The organism is Nocardia sp. bgisy134 (assembly GCF_965341865.1).
In the GTDB taxonomy this organism is placed as follows: domain Bacteria; phylum Actinomycetota; class Actinomycetes; order Mycobacteriales; family Mycobacteriaceae; genus Nocardia.
This window is the reverse complement of record NZ_CBDQZP010000003.1, coordinates 17354-36721: the sequence shown is the minus strand read 5'-3', so window position 1 is coordinate 36721 and position 19368 is coordinate 17354. Positions and strand designations below refer to the sequence as shown.

The 19368-nt window shown below is 67.1% G+C and carries 19 protein-coding genes; 9 read left to right on the top strand and 10 right to left on the bottom strand.

The genetic code is table 11. The annotated features are described in order from the left end of the window. Nucleotides 1-192: 192 nt before the first annotated feature. Together ACRWNM_RS06795 and ACRWNM_RS06790 are read right to left on the bottom strand one after the other, a co-directional pair. The gene (locus tag ACRWNM_RS06795) at nt 193-435 is read right to left on the bottom strand and encodes a YbdD/YjiX family protein (protein ID WP_431964616.1); all 243 of its coding nucleotides are present in this window, start codon (nt 433-435) and stop codon (nt 193-195) included. After that, a complete protein-coding gene (locus ACRWNM_RS06790) occupies nt 435-2714 on the bottom strand; it encodes a carbon starvation CstA family protein (RefSeq protein WP_431964614.1) in 2280 nt (759 codons plus the stop codon). The genes ACRWNM_RS06795 and ACRWNM_RS06790 overlap by 1 nt, the downstream gene beginning before the upstream one ends. Before the next feature lie 194 nt (nt 2715-2908). Here ACRWNM_RS06790 and ACRWNM_RS06785 point away from each other — a divergent pair, with 194 nt between their 5' ends. From ACRWNM_RS06785 to ACRWNM_RS06775, 3 genes are all read left to right on the top strand, one after another. Next, nucleotides 2909-4306, top strand: coding sequence for an ABC transporter substrate-binding protein (locus tag ACRWNM_RS06785; RefSeq protein WP_431964611.1), 1398 nt, complete (start codon nt 2909-2911; stop codon nt 4304-4306). Between the two features lie 62 nt (nt 4307-4368). Continuing rightward, nucleotides 4369-5271: a carbohydrate ABC transporter permease gene (locus tag ACRWNM_RS06780; RefSeq protein ID WP_431965367.1), complete on the top strand. Its 903-nt coding sequence runs from the start codon at nt 4369-4371 to the stop codon at nt 5269-5271. A gap of 167 nt (nt 5272-5438) precedes the next feature. Then, on the top strand, nt 5439-6251 hold the full coding sequence (locus ACRWNM_RS06775; protein WP_431965365.1) for a carbohydrate ABC transporter permease: 813 nt from the start codon (nt 5439-5441) through the stop codon (nt 6249-6251). Nucleotides 6252-6253: 2 nt separating this feature from the next. Here ACRWNM_RS06775 and ACRWNM_RS06770 read toward each other — a convergent pair whose 3' ends face one another. Both ACRWNM_RS06770 and ACRWNM_RS06765 read right to left on the bottom strand, forming a co-directional pair. After that, nucleotides 6254-6676 carry a VOC family protein gene (locus ACRWNM_RS06770; RefSeq protein ID WP_431964609.1) on the bottom strand — a complete coding sequence of 141 codons (423 nt, stop codon included), beginning with the start codon at nt 6674-6676 and terminating at the stop codon, nt 6254-6256. 10 nt (nt 6677-6686) lie between these two features. Beyond that, complete coding sequence (locus tag ACRWNM_RS06765) at nt 6687-7523, bottom strand: helix-turn-helix domain-containing protein (RefSeq protein WP_431964607.1); 837 nt, start codon at nt 7521-7523, stop codon at nt 6687-6689. A 174-nt stretch (nt 7524-7697) separates the two neighbouring features. Here ACRWNM_RS06765 and ACRWNM_RS06760 point away from each other — a divergent pair, with 174 nt between their 5' ends. Continuing rightward, entirely contained in the window at nt 7698-8618 is a 921-nt protein-coding gene (locus ACRWNM_RS06760) for a quinone oxidoreductase family protein (RefSeq protein WP_431964605.1), read from the top strand. A gap of 106 nt (nt 8619-8724) precedes the next feature. Here the strand turns inward: ACRWNM_RS06760 and ACRWNM_RS06755 are convergent, their stop codons facing one another. Next, nucleotides 8725-9357, bottom strand: a complete 633-nt coding sequence (locus tag ACRWNM_RS06755; RefSeq protein WP_431964603.1) for an NAD(P)-dependent oxidoreductase — start codon at nt 9355-9357, stop codon at nt 8725-8727. 77 nt (nt 9358-9434) lie between these two features. Here ACRWNM_RS06755 and ACRWNM_RS06750 point away from each other — a divergent pair, with 77 nt between their 5' ends. Together ACRWNM_RS06750 and ychF are read left to right on the top strand one after the other, a co-directional pair. Further along, nucleotides 9435-10007, top strand: a complete 573-nt coding sequence (locus tag ACRWNM_RS06750) for a TetR/AcrR family transcriptional regulator (RefSeq protein WP_431964601.1) — start codon at nt 9435-9437, stop codon at nt 10005-10007. A 216-nt stretch (nt 10008-10223) separates the two neighbouring features. Then, nucleotides 10224-11303 (top strand): redox-regulated ATPase YchF, encoded by a 1080-nt coding sequence (gene ychF / locus ACRWNM_RS06745; RefSeq protein ID WP_431964599.1) that lies wholly within the window; start codon nt 10224-10226, stop codon nt 11301-11303. 140 nt (nt 11304-11443) lie between these two features. Here ychF and ACRWNM_RS06740 read toward each other — a convergent pair whose 3' ends face one another. From ACRWNM_RS06740 to ACRWNM_RS06730, 3 genes are read right to left on the bottom strand one after another with little or no spacing between them, the layout of a single operon-like run. Continuing rightward, on the bottom strand, nt 11444-11746 hold the full coding sequence (locus ACRWNM_RS06740) for a hypothetical protein (protein ID WP_431964597.1): 303 nt from the start codon (nt 11744-11746) through the stop codon (nt 11444-11446). Continuing rightward, complete coding sequence (locus ACRWNM_RS06735) at nt 11743-11880, bottom strand: hypothetical protein (RefSeq protein WP_431964595.1); 138 nt, start codon at nt 11878-11880, stop codon at nt 11743-11745. Before ACRWNM_RS06735 ends, ACRWNM_RS06740 begins: the two co-directional genes overlap by 4 nt. A gap of 39 nt (nt 11881-11919) precedes the next feature. After that, entirely contained in the window at nt 11920-12300 is a 381-nt protein-coding gene (locus tag ACRWNM_RS06730) for a DoxX family protein (protein ID WP_431964593.1), read from the bottom strand. Nucleotides 12301-12375: 75 nt separating this feature from the next. On the opposite strand from ACRWNM_RS06730, the gene ACRWNM_RS06725 reads away from it, so the two are divergent. The 3 genes from ACRWNM_RS06725 to ACRWNM_RS06715 all read left to right on the top strand — a co-directional run bounded on the left by ACRWNM_RS06725 (nt 12376) and on the right by ACRWNM_RS06715 (nt 14924). Next, nucleotides 12376-13239: a sigma-70 family RNA polymerase sigma factor gene (locus ACRWNM_RS06725; protein ID WP_431964591.1), complete on the top strand. Its 864-nt coding sequence runs from the start codon at nt 12376-12378 to the stop codon at nt 13237-13239. A gap of 444 nt (nt 13240-13683) precedes the next feature. After that, nucleotides 13684-14523, top strand: coding sequence for a MerR family transcriptional regulator (locus tag ACRWNM_RS06720; protein ID WP_431964589.1), 840 nt, complete (start codon nt 13684-13686; stop codon nt 14521-14523). Between the two features lie 95 nt (nt 14524-14618). After that, complete coding sequence (locus ACRWNM_RS06715) at nt 14619-14924, top strand: hypothetical protein (protein WP_431964587.1); 306 nt, start codon at nt 14619-14621, stop codon at nt 14922-14924. Nucleotides 14925-15414: 490 nt separating this feature from the next. Here ACRWNM_RS06715 and ACRWNM_RS06710 read toward each other — a convergent pair whose 3' ends face one another. Together ACRWNM_RS06710 and ACRWNM_RS06705 are read right to left on the bottom strand one after the other, a co-directional pair. Beyond that, nucleotides 15415-16638, bottom strand: a complete 1224-nt coding sequence (locus tag ACRWNM_RS06710) for an FAD-dependent monooxygenase (protein WP_431964585.1) — start codon at nt 16636-16638, stop codon at nt 15415-15417. 1221 nt (nt 16639-17859) lie between these two features. Next, complete coding sequence (locus ACRWNM_RS06705; protein WP_431964583.1) at nt 17860-19311, bottom strand: amidase; 1452 nt, start codon at nt 19309-19311, stop codon at nt 17860-17862. Nucleotides 19312-19368: the final 57 nt, after the last annotated feature.

Below are 19368 nucleotides of genomic sequence, written 5' to 3'. Positions count from 1 at the left end.
ATGTCAGCTCTCGCCGCACCGTGCTAGCGGAAAACAGACACCATCGCCGAGGCGGCGCGGACCGCCCACGCGCTGCACAGGCGCGGTGGCGCAGGCTCGCCGGACGGGCGGCGGAAACGCCCCGGTCGGCGGGAAACGTCATCGCGTCGAGAAGCCTGTGTGCGGCGTATGGGGAGTCTGTGACAGGTGGGATCAGCAGCAGCGGTTGGTGGGGCTGCGGTCGGCTTCGGCGTGGCGGTCGCGCCAGTATTGGCGCTCGGTGGGGATCGGACAGTCCGGGTGGTTGCGTCGTAGGTGCGCGACGTAGCGCTGGTAGTCCTGGCCGCCGAGGATCGAGTCGAACCACCAGATGACCGCGCGGACCGCGTCGAGCGCACGCCGCGGGAGGGCCGGTCGCGCTGACCTGCCCTCCCGCGGCGCGAATGATTCACCCATTACGCGGGCGCTTCCGCCTTGGCCGCGCCGTGCGTGTGGGCCGCGCCGGGTGCGCGCACCTTGCCCGTCGCGATCAGCTCGTCCCATTCCTTCTGAACGGTCTTCTCGGTCGCGGTGGCGAGGAACCCGCTCGGCGCGAAGATCTTCGACGGCTCCTCCGGCGACTCGGTCGTCTCACCCCCGCCGGAGCGCCAGGCGCGCACGCACACCAGCGCGCCGACCACCGCGACGATCAGCACCAGCACCGCGAACACGATCGAGAGCGTGCCCTGGATGAAGGTGTTGCGGATGACGGTGTCCACGTCTTCCGGCGTCTTCGCCGTCAGGCAGAGCTTCCCGGCTTCCTGCGCCTGCTGGCAGAGGGAGTGCTGCTTCCAGTAACCGAGCTTCGGATCGGCGGAGAAGATCTTCTGCCAGGATGCGGTCATCGTCACGAGGAGGTCCCAGACCAGCGGAATGCCCGGAATCCACGCCCATTTCGCCAGGCCCTTCTTCACGATGATGGTCATCACGACGGTCAGCGCGACGGCGGCGAGCAGCTGGTTGGCGATGCCGAACAGCGGGTAGAGCGCGTTGATGCCGCCCAGCGGATCGGTGACGCCCATCAGCAGGATGGAACCCCACGCCGCGACCACGACGAACGAGCACAGCCACGCCCCGACCCGCCAGGACGGATCCTTGAACTTGCCCAGCGGGCCGCCGAAGTTGCCCAGCGCGTCCGACGTCATGAACCGCGCGACGCGGGTGCCCGCATCGATCGTGGTCAGGATGAACAGCGCCTCGAACATGATCGCGAAGTGGTACCAGAACGACTTCATGCTCTCGCCGCCGAGGAACTGGTGGAACACCTCGGAGATGCCGACCGCCAGCGTGGGCGCGCCACCGGTGCGCGAGATGATGGTCTTCTCGCCGACGTCCGCGGCGGCGCCGGAGAAGGTCTCCGGCGTGGCGGGCGGACCGGCCAGGCCGAGCGAATTCGTGTACGCGGCGGCCTTTTCCGGGGTGCCGCCGGTCAGGCCGAGCGGCGCGTTCATGCCGAAGTACAGGTGCTGGTCGATGATCGAGGCGGTGATGATGGCCATCACGGCGACGAACGACTCCATCAGCATGCCGCCGTAGCCGATCATCCGCGCGTGCGATTCCTTCTCCAGCAGCTTGGGCGTGGTGCCGGAGGAGACGAGCGCGTGGAAACCGGAGAGCGCGCCGCAGGCGATGGTGATGAACAGGAACGGGAACAGGCTGCCCGCGAAGGCCGGACCGGTGCCGGTGGAGGCGAAGTCGGAGATCGCGGGGGCCTTCAGCACCGGCATGGTGATCAGGATGCCGACGGCGAGCAGGCCGATGGTGCCGATCTTCATGAAGGTGGACAGGTAGTCGCGCGGGGCGAGCAGCAGCCAGACCGGCAGCACCGAGGCGAGGAAGCCGTAGGCGATCAGCAGCCAGGCGATGGTGGTCCGCGAAAGCGTGAACCAGTCGGCCCCCCATTCGGTTTCGGACACCCAGCCGCCGGAGACGATGGCGAGCAGCAGCAGCGCGATGCCGATCGCGGACACCTCGCCGACCTTGCCGGGACGTAGGAACCGCAGGTAGACGCCCATGAACAGGGCGATGGGGATGGTCATCGCGATGGAGAACACGCCCCACGGGCTCTCGCCGAGCGCGTTCACCACGACCAGCGCGAGCACCGCGAGCAGGATCATCATGATCACGAGAATCGCCGCGATGGCCGCGATGCCGCCGACCACGCCGAGCTCGTCACGCGCCATCTGGCCGAGGCTGCGCCCGCGCCGCTTGGTGGAGGCCCACAGCACCAGGTAGTCCTGCACCGCACCGGCCAGGCAGACGCCGACCACGATCCAGATGGTGCCTGGCAGATAGCCCATCTGCGCGGCGAGCACCGGGCCGACCAGCGGGCCCGCGCCCGCGATGGCGGCGAAGTGGTGCCCGTAGAGCACCCGCCGGTCCATCGGCATGAAATCCTTGCCGTTCTCCAGGATTTCGGCGGGCGTCGCGATGTCGTCGCGCGGCTTGGTGATCTTCCACTCGATGAACCGCGCGTAGAAGCGGTAGGCGATGACGTAGGTACACACCGCCGCGATGACGATCCAGACCGCGTTGACGTTCTCGCCGCGCGCGATGGCGAGGATGGTCCAGGCGACCGCGCCGAGTATCGCGATTCCGGCAAAGACAGCCTTCTTGGCCGGGGTGATCGGGGACCTGTCCACCACGCCGACGGGCGGCAGGTCGGGGTCGGTCCGCAGATATTCGATTGTCGCCATCTGCCTACTCTCCTGTGAAACGCGCAGGATCTCGACGTGCGGGATCTTGCTGAAACACGAGACAAGGTAGCGGATGGCCGATCGCTGCTGCGCGGATTCCGGCCATCGATGGACGACCGTTAAATATTGTTCGTGTGTCTGTCGTCCGGGCTGTCATAGCCGGACGTATGCTGCGATGCGGTTCGTCACACTCCATGTCCGCCCCGAGGAGGGCTGTTCTGGATCCGATCCCGCGTTCGCCCGCGCCGTGCCCGCCCGCGCGCCCGCTCGGGCCGCCGAAGATCGCGGACGCGCCGCGCGGAGTTCGCAGGCGCACCCTGCTCGGCTCGGCGCTCGCCGCCCCGTTGCTGGCAGGCGCGTGCGGCTCCGGCGATGATGCACTGACATTCTTCTTCCAGGCCCGCCCCGAGGAAGCGCGAGTCCGGTTGCGCATCATCGAAGAGTTCCGGAAACGGCATCCCGATATTCCGGTGCGCACCATCATGTCGGGCCCGGACCCGTTGCAGCAGATGCTCACCTACTGCGCGGGCGGCAAATGCCCCGACGTGCTGATGGCCTGGGAACTGCTCTACGCGGGGCTGGCCGAGCGCGGCGTGCTGCTCGATCTGCGCACACTGCTCGACCGGGAACCGGAGTACGCCGCCGAGCTGCGGCGTGACAGTTTCCCCACGCTGTACGACACTTTCACCTACGGTGGCGGCCAATACGCACTGCCCGAGCAGTGGTCCGGCGTCTTCCTCTACTACAACCGCGCACTGTTCGCCGACGCCGGGCTGACGCCCCCGACCCGCTGGCGTGACGCCTGGAGTTTCGACGAGTTCCTCGACGCCGCTCGCGTGCTCACCCGCCGCGACGGCGACGGCCGCACCAGGCAGTGGGGGTTCGCCGACGCCTGGGTGCCGTACTTCTCGGCCGCCTGCTTCGGGATGAACAACGGCGCCGAATGGTTCACGCCCTCGGTGAATCCGGCCCGCACCAATCTCGGCGACCCGCGCTTCGCGGAGGGCTTCCAGTTCTATGCCGATCTCGCGGTGCACCATCGAGTGGCGCCGAGAGTCGCCGACCAGCAGTCGGTTTCGGCGCCGGACCTGTTCCGGCGCGGCCGCGCGGCCATGGCGCTGGGCGGACACTGGCTCTACTCCGAATTCGCAGGCAACGACGGCGTTCCCATCGATCTGACCGTGCTGCCCGTCGGCCCGCACGGCGGACCCGGGGCGATCACCGATGTCGGCTGCACCGGCCTGTCCATCGCCGCCGACAGCCCGCGCATCGAACAGGCCTGGGAATTCGTGAAGTTCGCGACCGGACCGGTCGGGCAGGCCATCGTCGCCGCGTCCGGACTGTTCGTGCCGGTGCTGAAATCCGCCATGGCCACAGCGGGATTCGCGGCGGCGCATCGCGAGATCCGGAATCTGGCGGTGATGACCGACGGTCCGGACAGTTCGCGTCCGCTGCCGGTGACGCCGATGTGGGGCAAGGTGTCGGCGCTGCTCGAACGGGGCGGGAACCGGGTGTTGCGCGGTGCGGCGACCGCGCAGTCGCAGAGTGGACGGCTCGCCGCGGACGTCGACGCGTTGCTGGCGGCGCGATGAGTACCTCCGTCGACGACGCGGTACTGGACGAGGCGGGTGTGGCGACTCCGCCGCACAAGACGATGCGCCGGGCGCGTCCCGGTCGGCTCGCGCGCCGGCGCGAGCGGGCCGGATGGTTGTTCATCGCACCGAATCTGGCCGCGGTGCTGGTGTTCCTGCTGTTCCCCCTCGGCTTCTCGCTGTATCTGAGCTTCCACGCGTGGGATCTGTTCAGCCCGCCGCGGTTCGTCGGGACGGCGAACTATCGGAGGCTGTTCGGCTCCGATCCGCTGTTCCTGATAGCGATGCGCAATACCGCGGTGTTCACCGTGCTGACCTTGCTGCCGACGGTGGCGATCGGCTTGGTCGTCGCGGCCGTGCTGAATCGAAAGCTGGCCGGTATCGGCCTGTTTCGCACGCTCGCGTTCCTGCCGCTGGTGGCTTCGACGGTGGCGATGGCCGTGGTGTGGCGGTTCATCTTCACCACCGACGACGGGCTGCTCAACCTCGTGCTCGGCTGGTTCGGCGTCGACCCGGTGCCGTGGCTGACCGACCCGGACTGGGCGCTGGTCTCGCTCAGCATCGTGACCGTCTGGAAGAGCGTGCCTTTCGCCACCGTCATCTTGCTCGCGGCCATGCAGGGCGTGCCGGAAACTCTGTACGAGGCGGCGAAGATCGACGGCGCGGGCGCCGTGCGGCGCTTCCGCTCGGTGACGCTGCCGCTGATCCGCGGGCCGCTGTCGTTCGTCTTCGTGATCACCGTCATCAACTCGGTGCAGGCCTTCGACCAGGCGTACGCGCTCACCGGCGGCAACGGTGGACCCGAGACGGGCACCTATCTGCTCGGGATCATGCTGTTCCAGCACGCATTCGGGTTCTACGAAGTGGGCTACGCGTCGGCACTGGCGTGGGTGATCTTCGCGATCCTGTTGGCGCTCACGATCGTTCAGTTGCGATTGGCCCGGCGTACGGAGACCGAACTGTGAACGTGTACAGGATCGTTCGGCGGGCGTCGGCAGGCGAGCATCGAAGCGGGACCGCTGTGATCACCTGCGCACACGGGGTGGGGGAGAGCGTGGTCGCAAGGGAGACCGATCCGCACACTCCCGGAAAGTACGCGGGTGGGCGCGCGGAACGGGCGGCCGTACGCAGGTTGGTGCGCGGTATCGGCATCTACGCCGCGCTGGTCGGTGTCGCGTGGTGTGCGCTGGCGCCGATCCTGTGGGCGCTGTCGGGTTCGCTGAAGCGCGACGGAGAGATCACCGAACCCACTCTGTTGCCCGCGGATCCGCAATGGTCCAACTACGGAAGGGTGTTCGAGCTGCTGCCGATGGGACGCATGCTGCTCAACACCACCGTCTACGCGATATGTGTGACCGCGGGGCAGGTGTTCTTCTGTTCGCTGGCCGGATACGCGTTCGCGCGCTTGCGTTTTCGCGGGCGCGAGGCACTGTTCCTCGCCTACCTGGCGACACTGATGGTGCCGCTCACCGTCACGGTCATCCCGCAGTTCCTGCTCATGCGGGCCTTCGGCTGGGTGGACACCGCGTGGTCGATGATCGTGCCCGGCCTGTTCGGCAGCGCCTTCGGCACCTACCTGATGCGTCAGTTCTTCCGCACGCTGCCAACGGAATTGGAGGAGGCGGCCATTCTCGACGGCTGTTCCACCTGGCAGGTGTACTGGCGCGTGCTGCTCCCGCACACCCGCCCGGCGCTCATGGTGCTAGCGGTGCTCACCTGGATCACCGTGTGGAACGACTTCCTCTGGCCGCTGGTCATGATCCAGCGCAACGAGTTGGCGACGGCCACCCTCGGGCTGGTCCGCTTGCAGGGGCAGTACTACTCGCAGTGGCCGCTCCTGATGGCGGCCGCCGTCGTCATCCTGCTGCCCCTGCTCGCCGTCTACGCGATCGGTCAGCGCGCCTTCCTCCGCGGCATCGCGATGTCCGGCTTCGGCGGACGGTAGCGCTATTCGCCCCAGTAGGTGCCGAAGCTCCAGAGGTTGCCCTCGGGATCGCGGACGGTGAAGCCGCGCGAGCCGTAGTCCTCGTCGCGCAGGCCGCGCACCACCTCGGCGCCCGCGGCGGTCGCGCGCTCGAAGAGATCGTCGGGCTTGTCACAGACGACGTAGATCGAGTCGTTGCCGGGCCTTCGCTGCCCGAACGGGGTGTCGTCCTTGCCCGCGGTGCCGAACATGATGCCGCCGCCGAGCGGCCAGCGCAGTTCGCCGTGCTCGACGATCGACGGATCGTCCTCGCGGGCGTAGCTGGCCGAGACCTGGAAGCCGAAGGCGTTCACCAGGAAATCGGTCATCGCCCTGGCGTCGCGGAAGGCGAGGCAGGGCCAGATCGCGGTGCGGGTGGTGGTGTCTGCTGTCGTGGGATTCGTCATGGTTCCAGCCTCATCCGCCGACCCCTGGCTCGTCTTGGACGGATGGAATCTCCTCGGCCAACCAGGTGGTCGGGCTGCATCCCGCGAGGTCGAGGAAGTCGCGATTCAAATGGGCCTGGTCGTAATATCCGCAGGTCGCGGCAACCTGAGCGATGGAGACGAACGAGGGTGTGTGCTCGAGCATCCGCCTGGCTCGCTCGAAACGGGTGACGCGGGCGGCGAGCTTCGGGCTCAGACCGAACTCCGCGCCGAACTTGCGCGTCAGATGCTGGCGGGACCAGCCGATGCGATCGGCCAGCGGACCGATGCTCGCGGTGCCGCCGCTGGCGACCACGGCACGCCAAGCCCAGGTGAGTTCCGGAGTGACGAGCCGGTCGGGACAGGCCATGCGGGTGAGGATCTCGTCGCAGACGGCGAATCGCCGCGCCCACGGCGCCGCGCCCTGAAGACGCTCCCACAGCTCGTCACCGGTCGGTCCCGCGAGCTCGGAGCATTCGAGCGAGGTGTTCCAGATCTTCGCGGCGGGCAGCCCGAACAGCGTCCGGCAGCCGAGCGGGGTGAGCGCGATGGCCACGCCCTCTTGATGTCCGGTGTGCGCGATGGCGGCCGAACTCGCCTGCAATCCGCTGAGGACGCAGCGATAGTCGCGCGGATGCTGGGCCGGATCGGTCTGCGCGACCACATCGATGGTCGGGCCGATGGCGACGATGAAGGTCAGATGGCGCGACGGCATTCCCCGGTGCAGGCCGGGCGCGTATCCGGTCATCCGGTAGCCGAGGTAGTGATCGATGAAGGCCGCCAGCGCGGGCGCCGGTCGGGCCGTCACCACCTCCGTGGTCGGCTCCATACGGGTCACGGTACGCCCGCACGGGTCGTCCGCCTACCGATCTTCCGGCCCGCAAACGTGACACACGCCGCGGTTCGGGGTGCGGTGAGATCGCGCACACGGGTGGCCTCGAGTATGTGAGTTCGGGTTGTCGGCCGGTTACCTTTACGCCTTCAGATGAGGAGTGGAGGTGTCATGCGTCGAATCCGATACGAGCGCAGTGGTGGTCCCGAAGTGCTCGGGCTGGAGTCGGCCGAGACACCGGCGCCCGGACCCGGCGAACTGCTGGTGAAGGTGCACGCGATCGGCGTGACCCTGCCGGTGGTGCGGAAGGTGCGCGAACAGCGCGAGCCCATCCCGCTGGGCGGGGAGATCGCGGGCGAAGTGATCGCCGTGGGGGAGGGCGTCACCGACTTCGCGCCCGGCTATCGCGTCACCGGCCTGTGCTTCGGGCACGGCTACGCCGAGTACGCGCTGCTGCGCCAGGACATGGCGTCGCCCATTCCCGATGGCGCCTCCGCCGTCGACGCGGTCGCGCTGGTGCGCAGCGGCCTCGTCGCGCTCGGTGCGCTCGATGCCGCGAAGCCGGCGTCCGGTGAGTCCGCGCTGGTCACCGCCGCGGCGAGCGGTGTGGGGCACCTGGCCGTGCAGCTGGCGCGGGTGCGTGGAGCCAAGCGCGTGGTTGCCGCCGTCTCCGACCCGGCCAAGGGCGCTTTCCTGCGCGAACTCCGCGCCGACGACGTGGTCGTCTACGACCAGTCGTGGGGCGAGCCCGTCGACTACGTCCTCGACGCCGTCGGCGGTGAACTGCTCGGACCCGCCCTCGCCGCCCTCGCGCCCGGCGGGCGTCTCGTCGCCTACAGCTCCGGCGGCGGCGTCATCCAGGCCTACGACCTGCTGGCAGGCGCCAAGTCGGTGATCGGCTTCCAGATGGCGCGGGTCGCACGCGAGACGCCGGAGGTGTACGAGCACTGGCGGCAGGAGCTGTGGCAGTACTTCGCGTCCGGGCAGGTGCGGCCGGTGGTGCACGGGGAATTCGCGCTGGAGGACGCGGCGGCGGCGCACGCGGTGATCGAAAGCCGCGGCAACCTCGGCAAAGTCGTACTGATTCCCTGATCGATTCGCCGATCACCTGTCGGCCGCACCGGAAATGCGCGGCCGACATCGTGATCGTCCCCTGATCGGCACGGCCGCATGGCCGATGCCAGCCGACGCGTGCCCGTCAGCTCGCGACGTTGACGTGCCGGTGGATCGTCCGCGGGTCGGCCGCCAGATCGAGCATGCACGCGGCCAGATCGTCGCGACTGATACGGATGCCGAAGGTGACGTTGCGGTCCAGCGCCGTCCGATACGAACCCTTTCCGGCCTTGTCGGTCAGCTGAGGCGCGCGGACGATGGTCCACTCCAGGTCGGTATCGCGCACCACCTGTTCGGCCGCCGCCATGTCTGCGAGGCTGTGCCGCAGCAATCGGCGCAGGATGAGCGGTTTCACCACGAATCGGGTGAACCAGTCGTCGCCCGGCCCGGCGATCCTGGCGCTGTTGCTGACCAGGATCAGGCGCTGGACCCCCGTCGACTCCATGGCCTTCGCGATGGAGAGCGCGGCGTCGGTGGAAACCGTGGTCGGTCCGGTGTCACGCGATCCGATCGAGTCGAGTACGACGTCCGCCCCTTGGATGGCGGTCGCGATATCGGCGGGGTTCATCACATCCGCCGTAATCACGCGCAACTCGGGGTGGTCCGGAAGGTCGTGCGCCGTGCGGACCACGGCCGTGACCTGATGCCCGCGCGCCAGTGCTTGCTGGACGAGGCGTCCGCCGGTACCGCCGCTGGCCCCGAAGATGGTGAGTCGCATATCTGACCCCTGTGGTTGGTGAGTATTTACTCACCTATACTGGGTGAGCACTTACTAACCTGTCAAGAGGGAGATTCGTGGGGACTCGCGACCAGATCCTCGACGCCGCCGCCGAGATCATGCGTAACCGTGGCGTCGTGCACGCCACGACCAAGGAAATCGCCAAGGCGGCCGGATACTCCGAAGCTGCGCTCTACAAGCACTTCAGCGACAAGGAAGACATCATTCTCAATGTCTTGCGGCATCGCATGCCGAGCCCGGCCGAGGCGTACCCGGTGCCGGGTGCGGCCACCGTCGAGGACAACCTCGCCACTCTGGCTCGCGGTGCGCTGAACTTCTATCAGCAGTCGCTGCCGCTGCTCGGTGGTCTGCTCGCGCAGCCGCAACGGATGGCGGCGCATCGGGACGCGATGAGCAGGCACGGCGCGGGTCCGGGGAAGGCAATCGAGGGCATCGCGGCGTACCTGCGCGCGGAGCAAGGGTTGGGTCGAGTCGGTGACGGCGTCGAAGTGGAGACGGTAGCGGCTTTGCTCGACGGCGTCTGCTTCCATCAGGCGTTCCTGCGGTACTACGAGGGTGGACCGGAGGCGGCCGCCGCGTCGGACGAGCTGGCCCGCAGCGTTGCGCGAACGCTGGCTCGCGCTCTGTAGAACGCCGGGCTTGCCTGGTCACCTGTCTATCGGCGCTTCGGAAGGTCGATCTGCCGACGTCGGAGGCGAGTTGCGCCGGTGGAGTGGTGCGCGCGCGGCGGGTTGGTGTCGGTGTGATGCCGCGGTCCCGGTCGGCGGCGCGGCTCCGGCGTCCGCCGGAACCATGCGGCAGGCGCGAGCAGGGCGCAGGTCCGCGCCGCGTAGACTCTCTACCTCGTGAGTCTCACCCTCGGAATCGTCGGCCTGCCCAACGTCGGAAAGTCGACGCTGTTCAACGCGCTGACCAAGAACGACGTGCTTGCCGCGAACTACCCGTTCGCGACCATCGAGCCGAACGTCGGTGTGGTCCCGCTGCCCGATCCGCGGCTGGACCAGCTGTCCGGGATCTTCGGTTCCGAGCGCATCGTGCCCGCCACCGTGTCCTTCGTCGACATCGCGGGCATCGTGAAGGGCGCCTCCGAGGGCGCGGGCCTCGGCAACAAGTTCCTCGCCAACATCCGCGAGGCCGACGCCATCTGCCAGGTGGTGCGCGTGTTCGCCGACGACGACGTGGTGCACGTCGACGGCCGGGTCGACCCCTCCGCCGACATCGAGGTCATCGAGACCGAGCTCATCCTCGCCGACCTGCAGACCCTGGAGAAGGCGGTCGTGCGGCTGGAGAAGGAAGCCAAGGTCAAGAAGGACCGCAAGCCGGTCGCCGACGCGGCCAAGACGGCCCAGGAGATCCTCAACAGCGGCAAGACCCTCTTCGCCGCGCAGGATCAGGTGGACACCGAACTGCTGAAAGAGCTTTCGCTGCTCACCATCAAGCCCTTCCTCTACGTCTTCAACGCCGACGAGTCCGTCCTCACCGACGAGGCCAAGGTCGCCGAACTGAAGGCCTCCGTCGCGCCGGCCGACGCCGTCTTCCTCGACGCCAAGGTGGAAGCCGAACTCCTCGAGCTCGACACCGAATCCGCCATGGAACTCCTCGAATCCATCGGCCAGACCGAACCCGGCCTGCACGCCCTCGCCCGCGCCGGCTTCCACACCCTCGGCCTCCAGACCTACCTCACCGCAGGCCCTAAGGAATCCCGCGCCTGGACCATCCACCAGGGCGACACCGCCCCCAAGGCAGCGGGCGTCATCCACACCGACTTCGAACGCGGCTTCATCAAGGCCGAGATCGTCGCCTTCGACGACCTGGTCGAAGCGGGATCCATGGCGGCCGCGAAGGCTGCGGGCAAAGTCCGCATGGAGGGCAAGGACTACGTCATGACAGATGGCGACGTCGTCGAGTTCCGCTTCAACGTATAGCTTCTGGGAAGAAGTAGGTCGCCTGATCGATCGCTGCCAGTAGAGACTCTGCTGAGCCCCCATCCCGCGGACGGGTGGGGGCTCAGGCGTTTCGACAGGGCCGCGCGTTGGCTGGTTCGGTGGGCGCGGTACACGGGCAATTACCAGGGAACGGGGCCGAGGCGGTCGATGAAGGTTGCGGTCGGTCCGTCGGCGCCGATGGTCGCGAGTTCGATGATCGGGTCACTGCCTTCGGTGACGGTCAGTTGGCCGGTGTGATTGTTGATGTCGGTGGCGGTGTATTTGCGGTTGGCGACTTCTCCAGGTGTGAGGCCGTTGAATCTGATCTCAGGGAGGGCTTGGGCGTACCTGATGGTGATCATGTTCAGTGCGGCTTTGGAGGAGCTGTAGGCGAGCTCGTGGAATGTCGCGGGGGGCTGCGTGGGGTCGGTCGCGATCATCATGGATCCAATAGGAGTCCAGGGTCACGCGAGCCAAGGAAGATCGTCCAGCCCAGTTCTCCGAGTCGGCGGGCGGTCTCCAGGCCGAGTCCTTTGTTGCCGCCGGTGATCAGCGCCGAGGTCGGGTGCGTGGTCATGTGTTTCTCCTTTGTAGTGGTTGCGGCATTGGAGCCGAGTCAGGCGAAGGGCTCGAGGACGAAACGGCCCCAGGCCACGAAGACGGCTATGGCCAGGTAGAGCACCTCGGCGATGGCTGTCGTCCACAAACCGCGCCGGAGCCGCACGATGATCGCCCCGGCGAAAAGCAGGGCCGTGCCGGTCGCCGCCACCGGAACCAGGATCGGTGCGATGTCGAGCACGGCGGGCAGGATCAGCCCTACCGCGCCCAGAAGGTCCACGACTCCAAGAGCTTTCAGGGTGCCCGGGCTGAAATCCTTTGCCCACGCGGCGTAGTCGCCTGCGGCCACAATCTTCTCTTTGGGAATCACCAGCTTGGCGCTGCTGACAAGGAGCACGGCCGCCAGCACCCCGGCCACGATCCACAGGGCGACGTTCATGATTTACTGCCTCCAATATTCATGTCGGAACGGCTTCCTGCTTCTCTGACGGGTGACGGCGAGGAAACCAGACACATGAACGGAAACGAACTGCTCGCGAAGCGCTTCGAGGAGCATCGGAGCCACCTGCGGGCGGTGGCCTACCGGATGCTGGGGTCGCTCAGCGAGGCCGACGACGCCGTCCAAACGACCTGGCTCAAGGCGGACGGGGCCGACACCGGCGACGTCGCGAACCTGCCTGGCTGGTTGACGACCGTGGTAGGCCGGGTGTGCCTGGACATGCTCAGGTCCCGCGAGTCGCGCCGCGAGGACTTCCTCGACGAACACGACGCAGGATTCGGTGCGCGGCTTGGGGCCGATCCCGAGGAGGAGGCCCTGCTGGCGGACTCTGTCGGCTTGGCGCTGCTGGTGGTGCTGGACAGGCTGTCTCCGACCGAGCGTATCGCCTTCGTCCTGCATGACCTGTTCGCCGTATCGTTCGCCGACATCGCCCCGATCGTCGACCGCAGCCCCGAGACGACGCAGCGGATCGCCAGCCGCGCGCGTCGACGGGTGCGAGGGAACTCCGAGTCGGACAGCGACGACCGGATGCGGCGATACCGCGCCGTCGAGACGTTCCTGCGGGCCGCGCAGAACGGTGAGTTCGAGGCGCTCCTGGCAATGCTCGACCCGGACGCGACCTACCGCACGGACGAAGCCGCCCGCCTGCTGGGAGCGGGAACCGACTTCGACGGCGGCCGAGACCTCGCCGCAGCGTTCTGCGGAAAGGCGCGGCCTGCCCGCGCGATCATGCTCGACGGCGAGCCGGGCATGGTCCTGGCCCCGCGCGGCATGCTGATGCTGGTCATGACCTTGCGATTCGCGGGCGAGCGCATCGCGGAGATCACCGCGGTCGCGGACGACGACCGATTGTCGAGGATAGAATTCACGGCGCCATAGTCCGAGTTCGAACGCGCCGCGAATGGTCGCAGCGGCGGCGGCTGGGGTCAGAGAGTTGCGTGTAGAAGTTATTCGGCTTCGGAACTCGACCCAGGCTCTGGACAGGGCGCTTGACGTGCAGATATTGGATGTCAAGGGGGTCGAGTTCCGAAGCGGATTAGCCTCTGCGAAGAAGTAGGGCAGCGCATGTATCGCTGCTGGTAGAGACTCTGCTGAGCCCCCGTCCGGTATCCGGGCGGGGGCTCAGTCGCTCCGTCAGCACCGTCCGCTGGCCGGTTCGGTCAGCGCGGTATGCGGCATGTCAGGACGTTCGATCCTGGTCGAACCACTGGCTGTGAACAGGTATGAGGATCCGTCCCCATGCGGCAGTCCTCAATTGTGACTATTCGAGCATTTACTAGAACAGTATTGACTAGCGAAGTTTGATCCCGCGATGCTTGACTCATGCGAACGACCGATACCGACCTCACCGTCGAGCAGGTCGCCGCGCGGGCCGGAGTGCCGACCAGCACCGTGCGCATGTATCAGTCGAAGGGGTTGCTGCATGCACCACGCCGAGTCGGCCGCACCGCGCGCTACGACAGCTCACACCTGCAACGTCTCGAATTAGTGCAGCGCCTGCAGGACCGCGGCTTCTCACTCACCTCGATCGCCGAACTGTTGACCGCACGCGAGCAGGGGGCGACAGTCGCCGATCTGCTCGCGTTGCCTGGCGGGCCCGAAGATTGGGTACCGCTCGGCTTGGGAGATATCCGACTGATGATCAAGCCCAAAGGTCTGCGACCCAGCTTGCTGCGCAAGGCAACTCAGCTCGGATTGATCCGGTGGAGGCGCGGCCGGCCGCAGACGCGACGCTGGGCGCTCACCAGCGGCCTGCGGGTCGCCGAACTCGATTTACCGCCGAGTGAGGTGCTCGACCAGATCGTCCAGTTACGTGCACACACCGACCAGATCGCAGCCGACTTCGGCGACATCTTCGAGCGCACGCTGTGGCCTCGCATCCAGGCCGACAGCTCCGAGACCGACCAACTCGACCGGATCCGGGCACTCCTGCAGGAATTGACCGGCCTGGCCGAAGGAGTAGTCGTCAGCGCCTTGCGAGAATCGGTCCGTCACCTAGCCGAACAATTCGTCGAACGACACGAACTGCTGCCCGCGAACGGCGAACGCCCTGCCTGGCTGGACGGCTCGATACCGATCCTCAACGAGCGCCTGCTCGAAACCGGCGACGACGACATCGAAGCGGTAGACCGGTTCCTGGCTGCCGATCGCACCCAGGAGTAGTGATGAACGCACACTTCGACTCCCCTGTCACGAACACTGACCTAGATTGGGGCAAACGAGCACCACAGAATCAGGCGGGTGCGCGAGGAACCGTCTTGACCTGGATCGGGTACTGCTGGGGCGTGATCCTCGGTGTCGTGTCGGGTTTCGCATTGGTGTTCTTCTTCACCCTGGCGTTGGTCGGCGTCCTGTACTTCTGGGCCCTACCGGTGGGATCGATTCTCGCGCTTGCCATCTGGGCAGTGACCGCGATCGCCAGCACCGTACGCATGCACTTTCGAGGCTGGAACTCCGCCACGATGCGATTCCTGGCCGGGTTCGGGATCATTCCCTGCTCCATCGGCGCATCGATGATCATCGCCGCATTCGGCGACGGCTGGGGTAATCCCTTCATCGGCTGATTCCGCTTGTCACAGCAGATCAACAACGACCGCAAAGACAAGCAGGGATCCCGAAACAGTCACAACCGGGCCGGTACCGTCGAGCCGAGAGGGCGTAGCGGCCAGTGCACGGCGTTCGGCATTACAGGGCGTTCGGCTAGCCGCTGGTAATTGGGTCTTATCGGCGGTCAGTGTCCTTGCGAGCGAGTCTGAGGTTATTTGGCTCCGGAACGTGAGCCGAGGTGCGAACAGGGCGTTTGACGTGCAGATATTGGAAGTCAAGAGGGTCGAATTCCGAAGCGGATTAGCGTCTGCGAAGAAGTAGTGCAGCGCACGTATCGCTGCTGGTAGCGACTCTGCTGAGCCCCCGTCCGGTGTCCGGGTGGGGGCTCAGTCGTTTCGCTGGCGTCAAGCGTTGGCCGGTTCGGTCAGCGCGGTATGCGGCATAGAGCGGACGTAGTCCGGCGGTGGCCTACCGAAGCGTCGTCCCGCTCGACACGTTATGTGACACCTACGGCTTGGCCGACGAGGTGATCGGCGGTCCGGCCGGGGCCCCGGAGTCCGGCACCCCTGCGTAGTCGGGCAGCTCGACGCCGTTGATCGCACGCTCGATCAGCTCGGTGAACCATTCGCTGTCGAAATCGATGCTCGGCTCGGCGTCCGGCCCGGGGACGTCGCGGCTGCGCGCGTTCAACCGGCCGATCTCCTGGTTGGCCTCGACGAACGAGCGCATCCGCCTCTCGTACCCGGCGAACCCGGCTTCCGGGTCCCACCCGGCGGCGGCCAGCTCTCCGGCCAGCAGGTAGGCGCCGACCAGGGCCAGCCCGGTGCCCGCCCCGGACATCGGCGACGAGCTGAACGCCGCGTCCCCGAGCAGCCCCACCCGCCCGCTCGACCAGCGGTCCATCACCACCTGGGCGACCTGGTCGAGGTAGAAGTCCGGGGTGTCGTCCAGGTGCGCGAGGATGTCCGGGGTCAACCAGCCCAGCCCGGCCATCCGCTCGCGCAGCAGCCGCTTCTGGGCCGCGACGTCGCGGTAGTCCACGTCGAGGTCGGCCGAAGGGAAGGAGAACATGGCCATCGCCCGGGTGGCGTCCGGGATGGGCCGCAGGCCGGCGGAGCGCCCGGATTCCTGGTAGTCGATCAGCCAGCGGTCCAGCCCGAACTCGTTGGGCACAGTGTAGAAGGCCAGCACGTGCCCGAGGTGACGGACGAACCGCTCGCGCGGCCCGAAGACCATCGCTCGCAGCGCCGAGTGCAGCCCGTCCGCCCCGACCACCAGGTCGAAGCGCCGCCGGTCGCCGCCCGCGAAGGCCACGTCGACCCCGTCCGCGTCCTGGGTGAGCTCGGCGATCCGGTCGCCGAAGACGTACTCGACACCGTCGCGGGTGTCGTCGTGGAGCACCCGGGACAGGTCCCCGCGCAGGATCTCGATCTCCGAGATGAACCCGTCGCCGCCGTCGTCATCGGCACGGTAGGTCTCCAGCACGTTCCCGTCCACGTCCACGGTGTACGCGCCAGCGGTCTCGGTGCAGGCCGCGCGCACCGCCGCGTCCAGCCCCATCCGCCGGATGACCTCCTTGGCAACCCCCCGCGCGTCCACCGCCTGCCCACCGGGACGCAGCTCGGGGGCCCGCTCCACCACGGTCACCTCGGCCCCCCGCCGGCGCAGCCAGTGGGCCAGCGCGGGCCCCGCGATGCTCGCCCCCGCCACCAACACTCTGGTATCGCTCACTATGCCTCCTGCTCACCCGTCCGGATCACGTCCGGATCGCTTGCTCCTGCTCTGACCCACCGCTGTCGGTGTATCCAGAGGTATCGACGACGGATCCACACAAAATTCATCGGTGCAGCCGAGATCGTGTCCACGCTCCTGCGAACACCCTGAACCCGCAGGCATTACAGCGCGTGTCGACCTGGGCTGGAACCTGGAACAGCTGACCTGCGTCCAACCCGAGCACGAACGACTCACGGCGACAACGAATTGCGCGCACCGGCGGCGATCCCGATGACCCGGTAGACCGCTGGCGGCCGCATCAGGTGCGAATGGCATGGTCATTGTGATGCCGAAGGGCTTCCGGCCGGGGCGGCGATGGCCGAGACCGCCCTATCGAACCCGTTGACGTCGTGGGTCTGCGCACATCGACCGCGCCGGGCGGATCATCGGAGGCCGACGGGGTGTATCGGCGAGCCGGAGTGCAGAGGCTATTCGGCTTCGGAACGTGAGTCGAGCTCTGAACAGGGCGTTTGACGTGCATCTATTGGACGTCAAGGCCGTCGAGTTCCGAAGCGGATTAGCGTCTGCGAAGAAGTAGGGCAGCGCGTGTATCGCTGCTGGTAGAGACTCTGCTGAGCCCCCTCTCGGTGTCTGGGTGGGGGATCAGTCGTTTCGCCGGCACCGCCTGATGCCCGGTTCGGTCAGTGCGGTATGCGGCATGAGCGGATGTTCCAGTACGGCTTCAGTGGGCTAGCCGACTGGCCGCCGAGTTAGGGTAGCTGTGTCAGATGGGGAGGCGCCGTGGTTCTTTCGGATTCGCAACACGCTGATCTGATTGCTTTCGTAGAACGTCTCGCACCAGGCAGGACGGAGCTCGTTGCGGGTGTGAGAGCGGCACTCAATGACTCCGAACGTCTGCATTGGGGACCATGGCCAATCCTCTTCGAAATGCTGGGCGAGCCTTCCGACGGCGGACCCGCGATATGGGCGAAGTTCGACTGGAAGGAAGTTCCAGAGGTCATCCGAGAACAAATACAGTCGCTACCGTCGTATCCGGCTGCCATGGACTGGGGTTGGTTCGCTTGCTTTCTCCGGCGCACCGGCCGGTGGCATTCCGGGGACATGGCCGTCGAACGCCCGTGCAATGGCGGATGTCGACTTCTGCAACGATTCTCGGTTCGTCGTCGGCGGTTGCGATTTCTGCGGGCGCTTCGTCCTGGGTGGACACCCGGCGGTGGGTTACTTCGGTGTCCGGAAGCCGCCGATCTTCTGCTCGAGTAGTTCGGCCAGCCGTAATGGGGTGCGGTCCTCGAACATCGGACCGATCAGCTGCACTCCCACCGGCAGCCCCTCGGGGGACCGGCCCGCAGGGATGGCGGTGGCAGGCAGGCCGGGCATGGTTGCCAGACCGGCCCAGACGAGCTGATCGAAGTACGGGTACGCGATGCCGTCGATGTCGATCTGGCGTTCCAACGGATTGGGGCTGTGGTCGTGCGGAAACGCAGGAGTGGGCGTGATCGGGCACACCACGGCATCGAACTCGGCGAAGAACTGCCGCCAGCCGTGGCGGTGGAGCTCGCGACGGTTGGTTGCCTCGATCCAGTCGCGGTGGCTGAACACCATGGCGCGCAGCCGTGTCGCGTCGAGACTCCGGTCGTTTGCGTTCAGTGCGGCGGCGCGGATCTGCAGCTGCTCGTAGGCTTCGACGGGAAAGCGTGCAACGGAGCCCGAAACCAGCAACTGCATGTAAAGCCCTGCGGCTTCGGTCAGATCGGGCAACTGCGGACTGTGCCGTTCGACGCGGGCGCCGGCGTCGGCGAGCGCGTCGGCCACTCGGTTCACGCCCGCTCGCACGGCGGACCCGGTGGGGATGAGCGGATGCTCGTCGAGGACCAAGACTCGGAAGTCGGCGAGCCGCTGGTGGCGCGCGGGCGGCAACGTCAAGTGGTATGCCACACCGCGCGTCAGTGGGTCCGGTCCGGCCATCACGTCCAGCAACAGTGTGAGGTCGCGGGCGGTGCGCGCCATCGGACCGACGACGGCGAGGTCGAGGTCGTCCGGCAATGCCGGTCCGGGCGGCGCGACCATGCCGCGGGTCGCCGCCAGCCCGACTGTCGGCTTGTGTGCGTAGATGCCGCAGAAATGTGCGGGGGTGCGCAGCGAACCAGCGAGGTCGGAGCCGATGGACAGCGCGCCGAATCCGCACGCCAGCGCCGCCGCCGATCCGCCGGAGGATCCACCGGACGTGCGATCGTGATCCCACGGGTTGTTGGTGGTGCCGTAGATCTCGTTGAAGCTCTGTATATCTTGCAGCCTCAACGGCACATTGGTCTTACCGAGCACCACCGCGCCAGCGGCCTCGAGCCTCGACACCTGCACCGCGTCCTCGGCCGGCACATAGTCCCGGTGCATCGGCATGCCCCAGGTCGTGGGCAGCCCAGCGATGTTGTAGGACTCCTTGACCGTCACCGGGATACCGAGCAGCGGCCGGTCCTCTCCGCGGGCGCGCGCCTGGTCGGCACGATGTGCGGCAGCCCGCGCACGGTCGAAGTTCGGCACACAGATCGCGTTGATCACCTTGTCGTCCCGCTCGATGCGGGCGATCGCCTCGTCGGTCAGTTCCACCGAGGTCACCTCACCGGCACGCAAGGCAGCTGAAAGCTCTTCGGCCGAACGAAAATTCCACTCCATGAATCCGACGTTATTGGCCTGCCGCAGAGGACATGAAATGCCGCTTCGCACAACGGG